Annotated in this window: 15 protein-coding genes; 14 read left to right on the forward strand and 1 reads right to left on the reverse strand. The window is 52.1% G+C overall.

The features are described 5' to 3' along the window. Positions 1–283: 283 nt before the first annotated feature. The 8 genes from hpnH (at position 284) to pnp (ending at position 11621) form a co-directional block, all read left to right on the forward strand. Positions 284–1390: an adenosyl-hopene transferase HpnH gene (hpnH, locus tag BLS94_RS11640; RefSeq protein ID WP_072768002.1), complete on the forward strand. Its 1107-nt coding sequence runs from the start codon at positions 284–286 to the stop codon at positions 1388–1390. 283 nt (positions 1391–1673) lie between these two features. Then, positions 1674–2303, forward strand: a complete 630-nt coding sequence (locus tag BLS94_RS11645; RefSeq protein ID WP_090961195.1) for an HpnM family protein — start codon at positions 1674–1676, stop codon at positions 2301–2303. 49 nt (positions 2304–2352) lie between these two features. Further along, complete coding sequence (locus BLS94_RS11650) at positions 2353–5010, forward strand: MMPL family transporter (protein ID WP_090961198.1); 2658 nt, start codon at positions 2353–2355, stop codon at positions 5008–5010. Positions 5011–5233: 223 nt separating this feature from the next. Then, the gene (locus tag BLS94_RS11655; protein ID WP_090961201.1) at positions 5234–6022 is read left to right on the forward strand and encodes an MlaA family lipoprotein; all 789 of its coding nucleotides are present in this window, start codon (positions 5234–5236) and stop codon (positions 6020–6022) included. Positions 6023–6246: 224 nt separating this feature from the next. Next, positions 6247–8193 carry a squalene--hopene cyclase gene (gene shc / locus BLS94_RS11660; RefSeq protein WP_090961205.1) on the forward strand — a complete coding sequence of 649 codons (1947 nt, stop codon included), beginning with the start codon at positions 6247–6249 and terminating at the stop codon, positions 8191–8193. Then, entirely contained in the window at positions 8190–8933 is a 744-nt protein-coding gene (locus BLS94_RS11665) for a phosphorylase family protein (RefSeq protein ID WP_090961208.1), read from the forward strand. The genes shc and BLS94_RS11665 overlap by 4 nt, the downstream gene beginning before the upstream one ends. Positions 8934–9125: 192 nt before the next feature. Then, a complete protein-coding gene (gene rpsO, locus BLS94_RS11670) occupies positions 9126–9395 on the forward strand; it encodes a 30S ribosomal protein S15 (protein ID WP_072768007.1) in 270 nt (89 codons plus the stop codon). 120 nt (positions 9396–9515) lie between these two features. After that, positions 9516–11621 carry a polyribonucleotide nucleotidyltransferase gene (pnp, locus tag BLS94_RS11675; RefSeq protein WP_090961211.1) on the forward strand — a complete coding sequence of 702 codons (2106 nt, stop codon included), beginning with the start codon at positions 9516–9518 and terminating at the stop codon, positions 11619–11621. A 211-nt stretch (positions 11622–11832) separates the two neighbouring features. Here the strand turns inward: pnp and dksA are convergent, their stop codons facing one another. Beyond that, the gene (gene dksA / locus BLS94_RS11680) at positions 11833–12255 is read right to left on the reverse strand and encodes an RNA polymerase-binding protein DksA (RefSeq protein WP_072768009.1); all 423 of its coding nucleotides are present in this window, start codon (positions 12253–12255) and stop codon (positions 11833–11835) included. 531 nt (positions 12256–12786) lie between these two features. Between dksA and BLS94_RS11685 the strand changes: the two genes are divergently transcribed. The 6 genes from BLS94_RS11685 to BLS94_RS11710 all read left to right on the forward strand — a co-directional run bounded on the left by BLS94_RS11685 (position 12787) and on the right by BLS94_RS11710 (position 17398). Next, on the forward strand, positions 12787–13170 hold the full coding sequence (locus tag BLS94_RS11685) for a hypothetical protein (protein ID WP_256325407.1): 384 nt from the start codon (positions 12787–12789) through the stop codon (positions 13168–13170). 256 nt (positions 13171–13426) lie between these two features. Next, complete coding sequence (locus BLS94_RS11690) at positions 13427–13816, forward strand: EF-hand domain-containing protein (protein ID WP_090961215.1); 390 nt, start codon at positions 13427–13429, stop codon at positions 13814–13816. 11 nt (positions 13817–13827) lie between these two features. Beyond that, positions 13828–14679, forward strand: coding sequence for an HvfB family MNIO-type RiPP peptide maturase (locus BLS94_RS11695; protein WP_090961217.1), 852 nt, complete (start codon positions 13828–13830; stop codon positions 14677–14679). Next, complete coding sequence (locus BLS94_RS11700; protein WP_090961219.1) at positions 14666–15415, forward strand: HvfC family RiPP maturation protein; 750 nt, start codon at positions 14666–14668, stop codon at positions 15413–15415. Before BLS94_RS11695 ends, BLS94_RS11700 begins: the two co-directional genes overlap by 14 nt. A 123-nt stretch (positions 15416–15538) precedes the next feature. Continuing rightward, positions 15539–16171, forward strand: coding sequence for a class I SAM-dependent methyltransferase (locus tag BLS94_RS11705; protein WP_090961221.1), 633 nt, complete (start codon positions 15539–15541; stop codon positions 16169–16171). 33 nt (positions 16172–16204) lie between these two features. Next, a complete protein-coding gene (locus tag BLS94_RS11710; protein WP_090961224.1) occupies positions 16205–17398 on the forward strand; it encodes a BaiN/RdsA family NAD(P)/FAD-dependent oxidoreductase in 1194 nt (397 codons plus the stop codon). Positions 17399–17475 lie beyond the last annotated feature (77 nt).

Here is a 17475-nt window from a genome sequence, read left to right on the forward strand (position 1 = left end):
TTACCATATCAAGGTCTCCTTTTCGGTAACCTTCAATATGGCGCAACGTTATTTCTCAGAATACCTTTCGGTTACATTTAATTCGGCGCAATTCGGGTCAGGAGTGGGAGACCGGAGTACCAGAGCGGCAGCTTGCAAGCTGCAGGGGTGAGATACTCGATCTTCCGGGGATCAAAACGTATCGGGGCTATTAAGCTCGGTATTGGAAAATAATAGAAAAAATTGGGCATGTATTGCCTGTGGCTATTAATCGGTTTTATTCAAGTTTTTGGAGGGTTTACTCATGGGAGTTCCTTTACGTCAACAAATAGCTGTAGGCACTTATCTGCTCAAGCAAAAGTTGAAGGGGGTAAAAAAATATCCTATGGTTCTGATGCTGGAGCCTCTGTTTCGTTGTAATTTGGCTTGTGCAGGCTGCGGTAAAATAGATTATCCGGACCACATCCTGGACCAGCGGCTTTCTGTTGAGCAATGCATGGAGGCTGTTGATGAGTGCGGCGCGCCTATGGTATCCATTCCTGGGGGGGAGCCGCTGATACATAAGGAAATGCCGCAAATTGTCGCGGGTATCATTGCGCGGAAGAAGTATATTTACCTGTGCACGAATGCGCTTCTGTTGAAAAAAAAGATGGACGACTATACGCCGTCACCTTATTTGACTTTTTCCATCCATCTGGATGGCCTGAAAGAGAGGCATGATGCCTCAGTTTGCCAGGATGGTGTTTTTGACCGGGCAGTTGAAGCCATAAAATTGGCAGTGGCAAGAGGGTTCAGGGTCACCGTAAACTGTACCCTGTTTCAGGGCGAGACGCCCGAGGATGTTGCCGAGTTTCTTGATTATGCCATGGAGTTAGGTATCGAAGGCGCAACCATTGCGCCGGGATTCAGCTATGAACGCGCTCCGAGGCAAGATATCTTTATTAAGGGGAAGGATACCAAAAATTTATTTCGAGGTATCTTCAAGTTGGGCAAGACACGGAACTGGAAGTTGAATCATTCCACGCTTTATCTTGATTTTCTTGCAGGTAACCAGAATTATCAATGTACTCCTTGGGGCAATCCAACGCGCAATGTGTTCGGGTGGCAAAAACCTTGCTACTTATTATCGGATGAAGGATATGCGTCCAGTTTTCAGGAACTGCTGGAGGATACCCCGTGGGAAAAATACGGTAACAGTAGCAATCCCAAGTGTGCCCAGTGCATGGCCCATTGTGGCTATGAGGCGACCGCCGTTGAAGATATGTTACAGCATCCGGTGAAGGCATTACTCACCTCCCTCAGGGGTCCGAGAACCACCGGCCCGATGGTGGCTGAGTCTACACCTAAATGGGCGTCGGAAAAACTGAAATCTCCGGCAACGCTCGCTGGAATTCCTGTTAAAGTAGAGTGATAAACCATCGCTATTGTTGTGCCCTTAAAGCCCGCGCGCCGGCTTTAAGGGCAACGGAAACCCGGCTTCCTCTGATTACTCGCTGTTCACAATGAGTTCATGGAGCATGGCTGTATCGACGCTTGTGATTTCCGGTCTTAAACGGATAGGATAGCCATGGCGGGTTCAATCCAGTCATGGTAGCGCCTACCCCATCGGGTATAATGCTTGGCCGGACTGATCAGGCCTCACTTCGGCGCTACGGCGTTATAGCGCGGTTAGCGTTGCTATAAAGGTTGTCAATATGAAAGTCCTGCGCGCCATTACGTCCGCTTTGAAATTTCAGATGATAGCAGTCATGTTTCTGACTGCGCCTGCATCCTGGGCCGAGCCTCAGGATTCTCCCGGCCCGGAACAGGTCGTGAATGACCTGCACGAGTCACTTCTCAAATCGATGCGAGAAGGGTCGAAACTCGGATATGAAGGTCGCTATGAATTGCTGGCCCCTGTTATTGATCGTACCCACGATCTTGATTTTATTGCCCGCACTACGCTAGGGGCCAACTGGACTCAGCTGGATGCCGAGCAACAGCGTACGTTCAAGGACATTTTCAGAAAGCTCAGCATCGGCACCTACGCGGGTTGGTTCAAAAGTTACGAAGGTGAGCGGTTCGAATTTATAGAGCAACAATCCATGCCGCGGGATCAGATAATGGTACGCAGCAAGCTATTTTTACCTACCGGTGAGCCCGTACGTTTCGACTATATCCTCCGGAACGGGAAGGATGGATGGCGCATCGTCAACGTCCTGGCTGACGGCGTCAGCGATCTCGCGCTAAAACGGGTCGAGTACCGTGCAATCCTCCAGCGTGATGGTTTCGCGACACTCATCGACATGCTCAAGAAAAAGATCATCCTGAACGAGCAAGGTTAAAAACCTGGGCAGCACCGAGGATTGATCGTCCTAAATTGCTTCCTTAAGGATGGCCATACCAATCAAAGCTTCTCACAGCCGCATATACGACATCTTCGCGCGCTGGTCCACACTCTCTTACCGATACGCCGCTTGGGTTCTTCTTTCGGCTTTATTGGTCACTGTCGTATGCGGATTATATGTTTCGCGTAACCTCGGTATAAATACCGATACCACGGACATGCTCTCGGAGCATTTGCCGTTTCGCGTCAATATGAAGCACTACAACGAGACGTTCCCGCAGGATATGGAAACCCTGTTGTTGGTGCTGGACGCTCCCACACCCGAGCAGGTTTACACGGCGGCCGAACGTCTTGCGGCGCGGCTAAAAAAAGATACGGCGAGCTTTTATGATGTCTACACTCCTAACGTGGACGTTTTTTTTGAGCGTAACGGCTTGCTCTACGAAAGTCTTCCCGAGCTGGAACAAATAACCGATCGTTTGGCCGCTGCACAGCCGCTCATAGCACATATCTCCGAAAACCCCACTCTGTCATCTTTCACTTCCGTGCTTACCAGGGCGGTGGACGAATTGCGCGAGGGACGCAGCATGGAGCTTCAGCCCGTGCTGCGCGGGATAAGTGCAACTTTTGACGCGCGGGTCGATGGATCGCCTCGGGCCTTATCGTGGCAAACGCTGTTTAACGGTGAGCCGCAGAAGAATAAGTACCAGCAGCTGATCGTAGTTAAGCCAAAGCTTGATTACACGCAGCTATCCCCGGCAGAGCAGCCCATCGCCGCCCTTTATGCAGCAGCAAAAGATATCGGGGTGTCGGCAAACGGCCCGGTTCGGCTGCGAATTACCGGTGAGGTAGCGCTAGCTGAGGAGGAACTCAACAGCTCGCTGCGTGGAATGGAGTATGCCGGGATCATAACGTTTGTAATGGTCGCCATAGTGCTTTACTTTGCGATGCATAACGCGGGTCTGATAATTAATGTGCTCGTCTGCCTGACGATGGGTTTGCTTCTTACCGCGGCGTTCGCCACTGCGGCGGTTGGTCACCTGAATCTGATCTCTATCGCGTTTGCAGTGCTGTATATCGGTCTGGGGGCAGATTTTGCTATCCATTTTCTGCTCCGATATCGTGAGATCCTGGAAAGTGGTACTCCGCCAGCCGAAGCCATGCATCTGTCTGGCGGCGACGCCGGGGCGGCGCTGACTGCGTGTACGATCACCAACGCCATCGGTTTTTACGCATTCATGCCTACCGATTATAGCGGAGTCGCGGAATTGGGGATCATTTCCGGTACTGGCATGGTGATCAGTCTGCTTGTTACCCTTACCATAGGCCCCGCCCTGCTACGTTATTTTCCCAGGAAAGTGTCAACGAAGGCCGCCACAAAGAGTTCAGTGGGGAAAGTGCTTGAGCTATCCTTGAAGTGGCACAAGTTGACCTATGCCATCACTTTTGTCGCTTTGGTCGCTGCTCTTGCAATACTGCCGCGGGTAACGTTTGATTATAATCTGCTGAATATGCAAGCTCAGAACGGGGAAGCGATACGGACATTCAAGGAACTTCTTGTGGACGCGGACAATTCCCCCTGGCATGCGACTGCGTTGGCCGGCAGCCGAAAAGAAGCAGAACGTCTGGCGCAGCAGCTGGCCAAGCTTCCCGAAGTGACCAAGGTGGTCACCATCTTCGATCTGTTGCCGGCCAAGCAGGAAGAGAAACTTTCGCTTATCGAGGAAATGGCGCTAACGATGGGGCCGATGACGAATTCAACGCCGGCCCTGCCGATGGGCGGTGAAGCCCAGATAAGTCAGCGTACATCTTTGGATGCACTGGCCGCCGCCTTGGATCGATTTATCGCCGAGCGTCCAGATCATCCCGCGTCGGCGAGTGTTCGCGCTCTCAAAGCGTCCCTTGCCGCGCTGCTTGCCCGACTCGATGCGGCGAGCGCCGACGAGAGGAGCCACTTGCTGCAGTCAGTGGAGGCCGATCTTCTCACTACGCTGCCCGCCGCTTTGCAGAGCATGCGGATTGCTACTGAAGCCGTTCCATTTGGCATGCAGGATCTGCCGGAATCGCTAAGCAGCCGGTGGAAAAGCCGCTCGGGGGAGTACCGGGTCGCGATCTATCCGGCTGAAGATCTTAACGACAACGATGCATTGCGGCGTTTCGTGCGCGCTGTGCAACAGGTCGCGCCGAACGCCACCGGGGCGCCTATGGTGAGCCTCGAGGCAGGTGAGGCGGTGGTGCAGGCATTTATCCAGGCATTCCTGCTGGCGCTGGCGGGGATTGTCGCCGCACTGCTGATAATATTGCGCAGCGTGAAGTATACCCTGTTGGTCCTGACCCCACTTTTGCTGTCCAGTTTGTTTACTGCCGCGTTCACCGTCGTGTTGAATGTACCGTTCAACTTTGCCAATATCATTGCTTTGCCGCTATTGCTGGGTCTCGGTATCGATAGCAGCCTGCACATGGTGCACCGAAGCCTGAATAACGAGATGGTGAGCGAGGTTTTGATCCACACCAGCACCGCGAGGGCCATTTTCTATAGTGCTCTGACTGCACTGGTCGATTTCGCAAGTCTCATGTTTTCGTCGCACGAAGGTACCGCCAGTATGGGAATAATGCTTACCGTCGGACTGACTTTTACGCTCCTCTGCACGCTGGTAATACTGCCGATCTTATTGAAGGCGCCTGCCCAAAGCATTAAGGTATGATCAAACCTCAGGCCGCTGGTGAATATAAGTCCGGGAACGGGGATGAGGGGTCGAGAAACCAGGTCACCGCCGCTGTCCCGGCAGGCTTATTCTCCCTTTGTTTACGTAAGCGAACTTATACGCTAAATTGTCATTTATTGTTTATACTCCCCACTTGGAGCGCCGCCGCGTTATTAAAGTAGAAATGCCTGGAGATTAGCAGTCATGCCTATCTTAACTGATCATGATACATAACCACCGGACAACCGTTTTGCTGGCAATATGTGCCGTATTGTTCGCGGGATGCGCTACCGTACGAACGAGCGACTCCGGCATAGATCCGATTGATCCTAATGAAGAGACCAATCGAAAATTTTATAACTTCACGGATACGATCGACCGAAACCTGCTGGCTCCGGTTGCTGATGTTTATATAAAATACGTACCTGACCCCATGGTGCGTTCGATTGGAAACTTCTATGACAATCTCGCGTATCCGAACGTTATCCTGAACGATTTTTTGCAGGGCAAAGTCCGTCAGGGCTTCCAGGATAGTCTTCGTTTTGTCGTCAATTCAACGGTCGGCCTGGGCGGCTTCTTCGACATGGCGGCGCCCATGGGCTTGCCGCAGCATGATGAAGACTTTGGGCAAACACTGGGCGTATGGGGTTTCAATACAGGATCATATCTTTTTGTTCCTCTGCTCGGCCCCAGCACCTATCGAGATGCGCCGGGAATACCTGTAAGCGTTTTCAGCAACCTTTTATTTTATGCCGGCACCTTCGCGAGTAGCGCTATTGTAGGCCCCGTCACGGTTTTAAGCATTATCGACAGAAGAGCGAGGCTTTCTGGCCCTATGCGTGTCCGTGACCAGGCGGCGCTGGACCCCTATTTGTTTGTACGAGAGGGGTTTTTGCAACAGCGCAAGCATTTAATTTATGACGGAGACCCGCCACCCGAGAGCTATGAAGACCCGGTGGACGAAGACATCGGGCAGAACGACTCCGATGCGGCGTCATCGCTAAAACACTGAAACCTGAGGCAGATACTCGCAATATGCTTGGTTGGCTTGAGGATCGGCCAATATCGATCTCATCGTAAGGCATTCCTTTCTCGAAGCGCCAAAACGCGCACAGTAGCATAGCGCATAGCAATTCCATGCAAAAACACAATTTTGTGAATTCTTCAGTTATTTTTCTTATCACATGGATGGATTTCATCCTGAATTCCGCAAAAACGCAACTTGGGTAAAAATTAATGAACAGATTCGGAGGTACCGCCACATTGTCTTCGTTAGATCAACAGGTTAGCCCCACCAGTAAAACGACGCTGGAAGATGGATTAACCGCAGCGCGTGATGCTCTGCTGTCGCTACAGAACCAAGATGGTCACTGGTGTTTTCCGTTGGAGGCAGACTGCACAATTCCGGCAGAGTATGTATTAATGATGCACTTCATGGATGATATCGATGTAAGCCTGGAAGTCAGACTCGCCCGATTTATCCGTGAAAAACAGGATATCGAGCATGGTGGCTGGCCGTTGTACTATGGGGGCCATTTCGACCTTAGCTGTACAATTAAAGCATATTATGCTTTAAAGATCGTAGGTGATTCGCCCGACGCGCCGCACATGACGCGCGCCCGCGCCGCTATTTTAAAACATGGAGGAGCCGCACGAGCTAATGTGTTCACCCGCATACTGCTTGCCATGTACGGTCAGCTTCCTTGGCGCGGCGTTCCATTCGTGCCGGTGGAGATCATTTTGCTGCCTCGCTGGTTCCCTTTCCACTTGAGCAAAATTGCTTATTGGTCTCGTACCGTAACAATACCGCTGTCCATTTTATGCAGTTTGAAGGCGCGTGCGGCGAATCCGCGTGAAATTCATATCCGTGAATTGTTTACGGTGCCTCCAGAGGAAGAGCGTGACTACTTTCCGGTTCGCACTCGCCTCAACCGCCTGTTTTTAATAATTGAGCGTACCGCTTCGCTATTCGAGCCATTCATTCCACAGGCTCTGCGCCGTATTGCAATACGGCGGGCTGAACATTGGATTGTGGAGCGGCTAAACGGCGAGTGTGGTTTAGGAGGAATTTTTCCTGCCATAGTGAACGCGGGCGAGGCACTGGCATTGCTGGGCTATGCCTACGATCACCCTTATCGACATCAATGCCGCCAAGCGCTACAAGGTTTGCTGGTGGAGGAAGGCCAACGCGCCTGGTGCCAACCGTGTACGTCGCCCGTGTGGGATACCGTCCTTACCTGCCTCGCCATGCAGGAAAGCGCTGATACGGATCAAAAGCCCGTCCGTGGAGCGCTCGACTGGCTCATTCCCCACCAGATACTCGATGCGCCCGCGGATTGGCAGGAAGACCACCCCGGCTTGCCAGGTGGCGGCTGGGCCTTCCAGTACGCCAACCCTCATTATCCGGATCTGGACGACACCGCAGCCGTGGCTTGGGCACTATATCAGGCGGATCCTCAAGCCTATCATGGGAGCATAGTACGAGCGGCAGATTGGCTTGCCGGAATGCAGTCGCGCGACGGCGGCTTTGCGGCCTTCGACGCCGACAATACTTATTATTATCTTAACGAAATACCATTTGCTGACCATGGCGCCTTGCTTGATCCGCCGACCAGCGATGTCACCGCCCGTTGCACCGGTTTTCTCTCATTGTATGGTGAACCCAGACATAAGATTGTTGTGGAACGAGGCCTCGCCTATCTATTTCGCGAGCAGGAACCCAGTGGAGCCTGGTTTGGACGCTGGGGAAGCAATTATATCTACGGCACCTGGTCAGTAATGGAGGCCTTCCGCCTGGCCCACGTTGATACCGGCCATCTCGCAATTCGCCGTGCGGTGCAATGGCTGAAGTCGGTGCAGCGCGATGACGGCGGCTGGGGCGAAAGTAACGATACCTACTTCGAACCTGAGAACGCCGGACAGTTCGAGAGAAGCACGTCTTTTCAGACGGCCTGGGCGCTGTTAGCCCTGATGGCGGCAGGTGACGGGCACAGCCATGAAGTGCGCCGGGGCATCGAATACCTGTTGCGTGAACAGGGCGCCGATGGATTATGGAATGACCCGTGGTTTACGGCACCCGGTTTTCCGCGGGTTTTTTACCTGAGATATTATGGCTATACCAAGTATTTCCCACTGTGGGCGCTGGCCAGGTTTCATGCTTTGACGCGGAAGATTTCTGCGTGAGGGAGATTGGCATCATCACGGCAATGCGGATAGAAGCTCGATGTATTACCTCGCTCCGTCTGCCCTTCAATCAAAAAATCAGCTTGGGGGAAAACGCTGCAATCTGGCTCTGCGGAATGGGTGAAGAGGCTGCTCGCGGCGCCGCAGAAGGGTTGAGAATGGGTGGCGCGAGTGCCTTGATGAGTTTTGGGTTTGCAGGCGCATTGGATTCAAATTTGCGTCCGGGGCATTTGATATTGCCTGAGTCGGTCCATGCCGATCGTTCATTGCAAGTCGACCTGAGCTGGCGTGACAGTTTGCGGCAATGTCTGCCTGGCCACTTGAACGTTACCGGAGGCGTATTGGCTGCGAGCAGCAAGATGCTGACTTCGGCTATCGCCAAGCGTGAGCTGGCGCAGGCAACCGGAGCTTGCGCAGTGGACATGGAAAGCGGTGCGGTGGCAGAAGCTGCCGTCCGCGCGGGCTTGCCGTTTCTGGCCATACGGGCGATCTCGGACCCGGTTGACTTTTCGCCGCCTCCAGTTCTGCTCGATGTGGTGCGCCCGGACGGAAGCGCGGACCTCGCTCGCCTCCTGCCTCTGCTGGTACGGGGATCTTTAGCAGTCAGTACGCTACTTCGTCTCGCGATGGGTTCGCGTGCCGCATGTGCCGCTCTGTCTGCTGTGGTGCGCTATGCCGGCGCGGAAATTGGCATGAGGAGACGTAATGCCGCATCACCCCGCGGATATGTGTCAGACTAACGAACTGGCTAAGTATGATTTCGAGATTGGTACGCAAAGGCGGTTGTATTCCCCGTCTTATTTCCCGGTAGACTCGACGGCGCTTACCAGCCCGGTATTCGAAAATGAAATAAAGTCATTACATTACTTGAGAGTTGACCCTGTTAAAGAGTAAAATGTCGCCCTTTCCTATTGGGCGTAATGGAGAGCAGTATGGCAGTTAAAACCGAACAAAAAGCGCAGGTGGTGCGCGACTATCAACGAGCAGACGGAGATACTGGTTCCCCCGAAGTGCAAGTGGCTTTATTGACTGCTCGCATCAACGATTTGGCCGGTCATTTCAAGGCGCACGTCAAGGACCATCACTCACGCCGCGGCTTGCTGCGTATGGTAAGCCGTCGCCGCAAGCTGCTGGATTACCTGAAGCGCAGCAGCGATGATAGTTATCGTGCGCTGATCGAGCGCCTTGGCTTGCGTAAATAGATATCGAGCAGCGTGAGATAGCAGCGGCATGATTGAAATCGCTATTTCCAATAAGCCTGGCCGGAGCTATAGCTATTGATCTGACGTGACCGGCATGATTTTATCGAAAAGGGCAGTTAATTGAAAATCAAGAAAAGCATTACTTACGGGTCTCATCAACTAACACTCGAAACAGGGGAAATAGCAAGGCAGGCGCACGGCGCAGTGATGGTCACTATGGACGACACCGTGGTCCTCGTTACCGTGGTGGGTGCAAAAAATGCTAAACAGGGACAGGACTTTTTCCCCTTGACCGTGGATTATCAGGAAAGGACCTACGCCGCCGGTAGAATACCGGGTAGTTTTTTTAAGCGCGAAGGCCGTCCATCGGAGAAGGAAATTCTCACCTCCCGCCTTATCGACCGCCCTATCCGCCCGTTATTCCCGGAAAGTTTTTATAATGAAGTTCAGATTGTGGCGACGGTTCTGTCCTCCGATAACGAGGTGGATGCGGATATACCTGCCCTTCTGGGCGCCTCCGCTGCGCTGGTTCTTTCCGGCATACCGTTCGATGGCCCGATCGGCGCGGCTCGTGTAGGCTACATCAATGGCGAATATATATTAAACCCGAGTACTGCCGAGCTGAAGCAGACTCAACTGAATCTGGTGGTGGCGGGTACTCAGCGAGCCGTGCTGATGGTTGAGTCCGAAGCACTGGAGCTATCCGAAGAAATCATGTTGGGCGCTGTCGTCTACGGCCACCAGCAAATGCAAGTGGTGATCGACGCAATCAGCGAATTGGCGGACGAAGCGGGGGTTACCGCATGGGACTGGGCTCCGGTGTCGAAGGATGCCGCGCTTGCTGAGAAAATCGCCCATTTGGCGGAAAATGACTTGCGAGCCGCATTCCGGCTAAAGCAGAAGCAGGCGCGATCGGAAACCATAGACGATATCTGGAAAAGAGTATTTACCGAAGTGGGTGTCAATTCTGAGGAAGGGCCGGACGCACAATCCGTAAAGGAGGCCTGCTTTGCCCTGGAATCGAAAATTGTGCGAACACAGATATTGGATGGCGAGCCGCGTATAGATGGGCGTGATACGCGAACCGTTCGGCCGATTACGATCTGTAACGGCTTGTTACCGCGTGCTCACGGCTCTGCGTTGTTTACCCGAGGGGAAACTCAGGCGCTGGTAGTGGCAACGTTGGGCACCGGACGGGATGAGCAGAAAATCGATGCACTGCAAGGCGATTACTCCGAACGCTTTATGCTCCACTACAATATGCCGCCTTATGCTACCGGCGAGACCGGCCGTGTAGGGACGCCCAAACGCCGTGAAATCGGCCATGGACGTCTTGCCAAGCGGGCTTTGATTGCTGTGTTGCCCACTCCCGAAGAGTTTGGTTATTCTCTCAGAGTGGTATCGGAGATTACCGAATCGAACGGATCCAGTTCCATGGCGTCGGTTTGCGGTGGTTGTCTTGCGTTAATGGACGCCGGTGTACCACTGAAAGCGCATGTGGCAGGTATTGCCATGGGATTAATTAAGGACGGCAACAGATTTGCAGTGTTGACCGATATCCTGGGGGATGAAGATCATCTGGGCGATATGGATTTCAAAGTGGCCGGTACCGAAGCAGGAATCACTGCGCTACAAATGGATATCAAGATTCAGGGCATCACCAAAGAAATCCTGCATGCGGCACTGATACAGGCAAAGGAAGGCCGCCTGCATATTCTTGGAATTATGAAACAGGCTGTGCCCACCACGCGCGAGGATATTTCGGAACATGCGCCGCGTATTATCAAAATAAAAATCAATCCCGAGAAAATCCGTGACGTAATTGGTAAGGGCGGCGCGGTGATTCGTGCGTTGACGGAAGAAACCGGAACCACAATCGATATCGCTGACGACGGCACAGTGATGATAGCGTGTATCAGTGCTGAAGGTGGCGAGTTGGCAAGGAAGCGTATCGAGGATATAACGGCCGAGGTTGAGGTTGGAAGAATTTACGACGGAACCGTTTTAAAACTTCTGGACTTCGGCGCAATAGTTAGCGTGCTCCCCGGCAAGGATGGGTTGTTGCATATCTCGCAGATTGCCAACGAGCGCGTCAATAATGTAACTGACCATCTCAAGGAAGGTCAGGTGGTGCGTGTTAAAGTTCTGGAAGCCGATGATAAAGGCCGTTTACGCCTGAGCATGAAAGCTGTTTCTGCCGAGGTCACTGACAACACGGCAATCTAGGTATAGCTGAACAATCCATTGCGAGAATTGTAGCTCCTCAAAAAGGAGTACCTATTACATGCTGCTCCCAATCGCTGAAAGACAGATCCAACCTGTTTCCGCGGAAATAAAAAAAGCCCTAATCGCGAGATAGGGCTTTTTATCTTATAGCAATAATATTCGATTCAGCTACGTCTGCAGATGTATACCTGTAGAAGTCAGCCGAAAAATACTATTTAGCGACCTGCTTTTCCCTTATTTCGTCCAGGGTCTTGCAATCAATGCAGAGAGTGGCGGTGGGCCGGGCTTCAAGTCGCTTAAGACCGATTTCTACGCCACAGCTTTCACAATAACCGTAATCGCCAGTATCTATTTTTGCGATAGTCTCGTCAATTTTCTTGATCAATTTACGCTCACGGTCTCGGTTCCGTAACTCCAGCGCCATGTCCGATTCCTGGCTGGCGCGATCGTTAGGATCAGCGAAAATCGTTGCTTCGTCCTGCATGGTGTGAACCGTGCGATCAATATCTCGTCCCAACTCAAACTTGATGCCTTCCAGTATATTGCGGAAATGCATAAGCTGCTTGGAACTCATATAGGTTTCTCCCTTCTTCGGTTTATAGGGGCTAGCCTGTTTATGCAATTCTTGCGGCATATTAATATTCCTTTTCCATTTCTGGTGATCTGTGGTAACACTTACAGAAAAAAACATTATACAGCAAGTAGGTTGGCGGTTTGTCTGATGTAGTTCCCCGAGAAGTTAACCCCGCTTTAGATGACCTCCGGTCAATCAGTTGCATGAAGACTCCCCTACATCGACAGCGGGAATTCTTGCAGAATTCCCATTACTTGAATACCCCCAAAAGAAAATAAATAACCCGTTAAATTAACGGTCGAGGAACGTTTGATTTAAGCGCGGCAGGTCCTTGTGCTATTTCTTTATGAAGCATTGCCATGATAGGGCAGGTGCGGCAATTTGCCGCACCTGCCCTAATATTTGTGCTATGTTTCTTATAGTCGTTCTTGTCCCCAGACGATATCGCGTTATTCAAGAATGGCGGAGGTTGTTTTATATCGGGTATCTGCGCACGTCAAAGTCAGTCGCAAAAAAAACTGGTCGATAAAAGTCGCCGCAACAACCGGTTTTCGCTGAGTTTCGTAACATCCCTAACATATATAGGAGAACATGATGTCCAACAAAAAATCCCTTATTTCTATCGCAATAGGCTCCGCTTTTGTCGCTACTCTCGGTACGGTACCGGGTGTTTCTGCGACCGATAATCCATTTACCATGCAGTCCCTCGACAAAGGTTACATGGTGGCCGATTCCCATAACTATGGCGAAAAGAAAGGTGGAGAAGGTAAGTGCGGCGGTGAAGGCGCATGCGGCGAAGGCAGGTGCGGCGCGGCTATGGCAGATGCAAATCGTGACGGCAAGATCACCAAGGAAGAATGGACGAAGCATCACGACGCCATGTTTGAACATATGGATACCGACAAGGATGGCGTTATCACCAAAGATGAAAAGAAGGGCAAAATGAAAGACGGCAAGTGCGGTAGCAGTAAATAACTTAAGAAATCCATCTGAACTATTCCTAGCTACTGTCAAATCCCGGGTCGTCTTTGTTTTGTACGGTTTGGCCTCCGCTTTCCTGTGCCTCATCCAACGCAGGAAAGCGGGGTTCTACCAGCCGTCGGACTTGAAGAGAAGAATCGCAGCTTTTGCAGCCGATTTCCTCTAAGTCCGACAGCTGCCTAGTTAAGGCAATCCCCAATTCATTTGAATTGTGACATAATATTCCATCCAAAAATTAGGAGAAAATACTGTGCGCAACAAGAAAACCATGATTTCGCTGACCGTTGGTTCTGCCCTTGCCGCTACACTTGGCGCTGTACCGTTTGCCTCCGCGGCAGACAGCCTTTTTACCGCTCAATCCCTGGATAAGGGCTATGTGCTGGCGTATGCCGATAAGGTAGACCCCAACAAATATGGCGGTGGAGCAAAATCCGGTGAAGGTCGATGCGGCATGTCCATGGTAGATGCCAATAAGGACGGCAAGGTCACCAAGCAAGAATTTCTCAAGCATCATGAAAACATATTCGACAGGATCGATGCCAACAAGGACGGCGCTGTGGATCAGCCTGAGGCCGATAGCTATGGTGGAACCAAGCCGAGTGCGCCGAGTACAGCTCCGCATGCAGGGATAAAGAAGTAATTTTTTCCATTGTGGAATTCCTGCCTCGTGCCAGCGTAGGCCTCGGTTTTCGGAGGGAATTGATTCCGGCGTTAAAAACCGGTGTTCCAGATTCCATTGATTTCTTCGAGATCGCTCCAGAAAACTGGATCGATCTTGGCGGCATTTTAGCGCGCGATCTGCGCATTTTCACTGAACGCTATCCCTTCGTCTGCCATGGCCTTTCGCTCTCGATTGGCAGCCCGGCACCGCTGGACGAGGTATTGTTGCAAAAGGTCAGGCAGTTTCTGGATCGATATCAAATCCGCCTTTACACCGAACATCTTTCCTATTGCTCCGACGATGGCCATCTATACGATCTGCTTCCAATACCGTTTACTGAAGAAGCAGTAAAGTATGTTGCGGCGCGGGTTCGCCGCACCCAGAATATTCTGGAGCGACGCATCGCGTTGGAAAATGCTTCGTTTTACGTTCAGGCGCCCATCGCCGAGATGAGCGAAGCGGACTTTATTCGCGCTGTATTGATCGAGGCGGATTGCGATCTGCATCTCGACGTCAATAATGTATACGTCAATAGCATTAATCACGCCTATGACCCGATCGAATTTATCCGTGCGATGCCTGCCGAGCGCATCGTTTATATGCATATGGCCGGTCACTATAATGAAGCGGAGAATCTGATTATAGATACGCATGGGGCGGACGTGATCGATCCAGTATGGTCATTGCTCGAGCAAACCTACCATATTCATGGCGTGGCGCCTACTCTGCTGGAGCGCGATTTCAATATCCCGCCCCTCCACGAACTGGTGCGTGAAGTCGAGCGCATCGGCTTGATCCAGACCCGGTATCGCGGACCGAGCCGTGGGTATGCCGCTTCCTGAATTTCAGCGCTTCCAGTACGCTTTCACTGCGCATATACGCAACCCCAAGATAAACCCTTGCCCGCGCGGTATTGACACGCGGCGCATGGAAATATACAGAAGGCTGGTTTACAACAATCTCGAGAGTTTTCTCCTGACCTGTTTTCCCGTGCTCCATAAAGTGCTGGGAAAACGGCGGTGGACGCGACTCATGCGCTGTTTCCTTGCCACGCATCGCAGCCGCTCGCCTTTTTTTCGCCAAATACCAGATGAGTTCATCCACTTCCTGCAGAGCGAAGAAGCGATACCGGCAAATTATCCGGAATTCGTGCTGGAGCTCGCGCATTACGAGTGGGTAGAACTCGCTCTTTCCATTTCAACCCTGGCGCCGACTTGGGAAGCGATCGACCGGGAAGGTGGCTTGCTGGAACGGCGTCCGGTTTTAAATCCCGTGTTAGCTAACCTTTGTTATAACTGGCCAGTGCACCGTATTGGTCCCCAAACACGAGTCGAGCAAACAGAAACCTACCTGCTCGTATTTCGCGATGCGGATGATCAGATTCAATTCACCGAAATAAACGCGTTTACGTCACGCCTGATAAATCTCCTGGCTTCTGCTGAGCATACGGGCAAAGCGGCGCTTCAAATCATTGCCATGGAAAGTCAGCATCCCTCGCCCGAGGTCGTAATTCAGGGCGGGTTTGAAATCATGCGCGATTTAATGGCGCGTGGCGCGATACTGGGCGTTTCCAAATAATATATCGTCATTGTTCTGTGTACACTACACAATTAGGTAAGGCATAGCCGGTCGCCGCTAGCCGCTAGCCGACAGAATATATCGCGATAAATTTTCCATCACATTCGATGAGAGTCACCCGATATGAAGCCAAACTCACCGGATCTCGGGGAAATCACCGACCTTACACTGGCCCACTACAACGAACGTGCCGAGGCTTTCTGGATGGGAACGAAAGACCATGACGTCGGGCAAAATATCGCAGCGTTGCTTCAACATATCAGAGCCGTTCCCCCCTTCAACATATTGGATTTCGGCTGTGGACCAGGCCGTGATCTGAAGGTTTTTGCAGAACTTGGCCATCTTGCAACAGGACTGGAGGGAGCGATGAATTTTGTCGAAATGGCCCGCAGCCATAGTGGTTGCGAGGTATGGCATCAGGATTTTCTCAGGCTCGATTTGCCGGATGGATATTTTGACGGCATATTTGCCAATGCTTCACTGTTTCATGTTCCCACGTCCGAGTTATCGCGTGTATTGAAGGAACTTTGGGCAACGCTGAAACCGAACGGAGTGTTATTCAGCTCGAACCCGCGGGGAAATAACGAGGAGGGCTGGAACCAGGGGCGCTACGGCGTATACCACGATATCGAAAGCTGGAGGCACTATCTCGCCAATGCCGGGTTCGTCGAAATTATCCATTACTATCGCCCTGCCGGCCTTCCTTTCGAACAACAATCATGGCTGGCCAGCGTGTGGCGTAAAGCGGCTGTATAACGTCAGCAGTGAAAATGGCTGCAGCATGCCAACATGAAATCAAAAAAAGATGTAGTGGTGATAGGCGCCGGGGCGGCCGGAATGATGTGTGCGATCGAAGCGGGAAAGCGCGGGCGATCCGTGCTGCTATTGGAACATGCAAGCAAGCTGGCAGAGAAAATCCGGATCTCGGGTGGCGGACGTTGTAATTTCACCAATCTACACACGAGGCCGGAGGCTTTTCTCTCACAAAATCCACATTTCTGCCGATCAGCATTGTCCCGCTTTACCCCCCAAAACTTTATCGATCTGGTGGAAAAGCATCGAATTCGCTATCACGAAAAAAAGCTGGGGCAATTATTCTGCGACGACAGTTCGCAGCAAGTCATCGGCCTGCTGCGACGTGAATGCGATAGTGCCGGCGTCGAGTGGGAAGTGCCATGCCAAGTGAGTAATGTAAGTCTTCTCGGCATCGACGGCTCCCGGTTCTTGCTGGAAACCGACCGTGGCGCATTGGCAACTGATGCAGTGGTAATTGCTACCGGTGGCCTCTCCATTCCACAAATAGGCGCGAGCCCCTTCGGATATCGCATCGCGGAGCAATTCGACATCGCGGTTACCCCTCTGCGACCGGGATTGGTTCCGTTGATTTTTGCACCCCAGCAACTGGCCTGTTTTTCAGAAATTCCTGGAGTTGCGCTTGAGGCAGTGGTGAGTTGCAATGGCGCACGATTCCGGGAGAACCTGTTAATCACACACCGCGGCTTGAGCGGGCCCGCGATATTGCAGATTTCTTCATACTGGCGGCCGGGATTACCGCTGCACATCGACCTGCTGCCGGATCTCGACGCGGCTGCGTGGCTGCTCGATCATAAGTATAGCGCCACGCTATTACCCAATCTGTTAGCGCAGCACTTGCCCCGGCGTTTCGCACGGGTCTGGAGCGAAACGGTCATGCGTGGGCAGTCAACTGGGCCGGTAAACCAGTACAGTGACAAGAGCTTGAAGCAGATTGCCGCACAATTGCACGACTGGCAGGTTATTCCGGATGGTACTGCGGGCTACAAGAAGGCGGAAGTCACGCTCGGCGGCGTGGATACCCGGGAATTATCGTCCAAAAGCATGGAAGCGAAAAAAGTGCCCGGGCTTTATTTTATAGGTGAAGTGGTTGACGTGACGGGACATCTGGGTGGGTTCAATTTCCAGTGGGCCTGGGCGTCCGGTTATGCCGCCGGCCAGTTTGTATAGTTCTGCTTCCATCCGGCAGTTCTCCAAAAAGCACATTTTCCGCCGTATCTATACCGGTATTTTCTCGTTGAGCAAAA

Origin of the sequence: Nitrosospira sp. Nsp18 (genome assembly GCF_900103145.1) — a bacterium.
Classification (GTDB): domain Bacteria; phylum Pseudomonadota; class Gammaproteobacteria; order Burkholderiales; family Nitrosomonadaceae; genus Nitrosospira.

Coding starts and splice junctions, on each gene's coding strand:
- BLS94_RS11700 (WP_090961219.1), top strand. CDS start 14,666: ATGCCGCTTCCTGAATTTCAGCGCTTCCAGTACGCTTTCACTGCGCAT.
- hpnH (WP_072768002.1), top strand. CDS start 284: ATGGGAGTTCCTTTACGTCAACAAATAGCTGTAGGCACTTATCTGCTC.
- BLS94_RS11685 (WP_256325407.1), top strand. CDS start 12,787: ATGATGTCCAACAAAAAATCCCTTATTTCTATCGCAATAGGCTCCGCT.
- BLS94_RS11710 (WP_090961224.1), top strand. CDS start 16,205: ATGAAATCAAAAAAAGATGTAGTGGTGATAGGCGCCGGGGCGGCCGGA.
- shc (WP_090961205.1), top strand. CDS start 6,247: ATGAACAGATTCGGAGGTACCGCCACATTGTCTTCGTTAGATCAACAG.
- BLS94_RS11645 (WP_090961195.1), top strand. CDS start 1,674: ATGAAAGTCCTGCGCGCCATTACGTCCGCTTTGAAATTTCAGATGATA.
- BLS94_RS11705 (WP_090961221.1), top strand. CDS start 15,539: ATGAAGCCAAACTCACCGGATCTCGGGGAAATCACCGACCTTACACTG.
- BLS94_RS11655 (WP_090961201.1), top strand. CDS start 5,234: ATGATACATAACCACCGGACAACCGTTTTGCTGGCAATATGTGCCGTA.
- dksA (WP_072768009.1), bottom strand. CDS start 12,255: ATGCCGCAAGAATTGCATAAACAGGCTAGCCCCTATAAACCGAAGAAG.
- rpsO (WP_072768007.1), top strand. CDS start 9,126: ATGGCAGTTAAAACCGAACAAAAAGCGCAGGTGGTGCGCGACTATCAA.
- BLS94_RS11650 (WP_090961198.1), top strand. CDS start 2,353: ATGGCCATACCAATCAAAGCTTCTCACAGCCGCATATACGACATCTTC.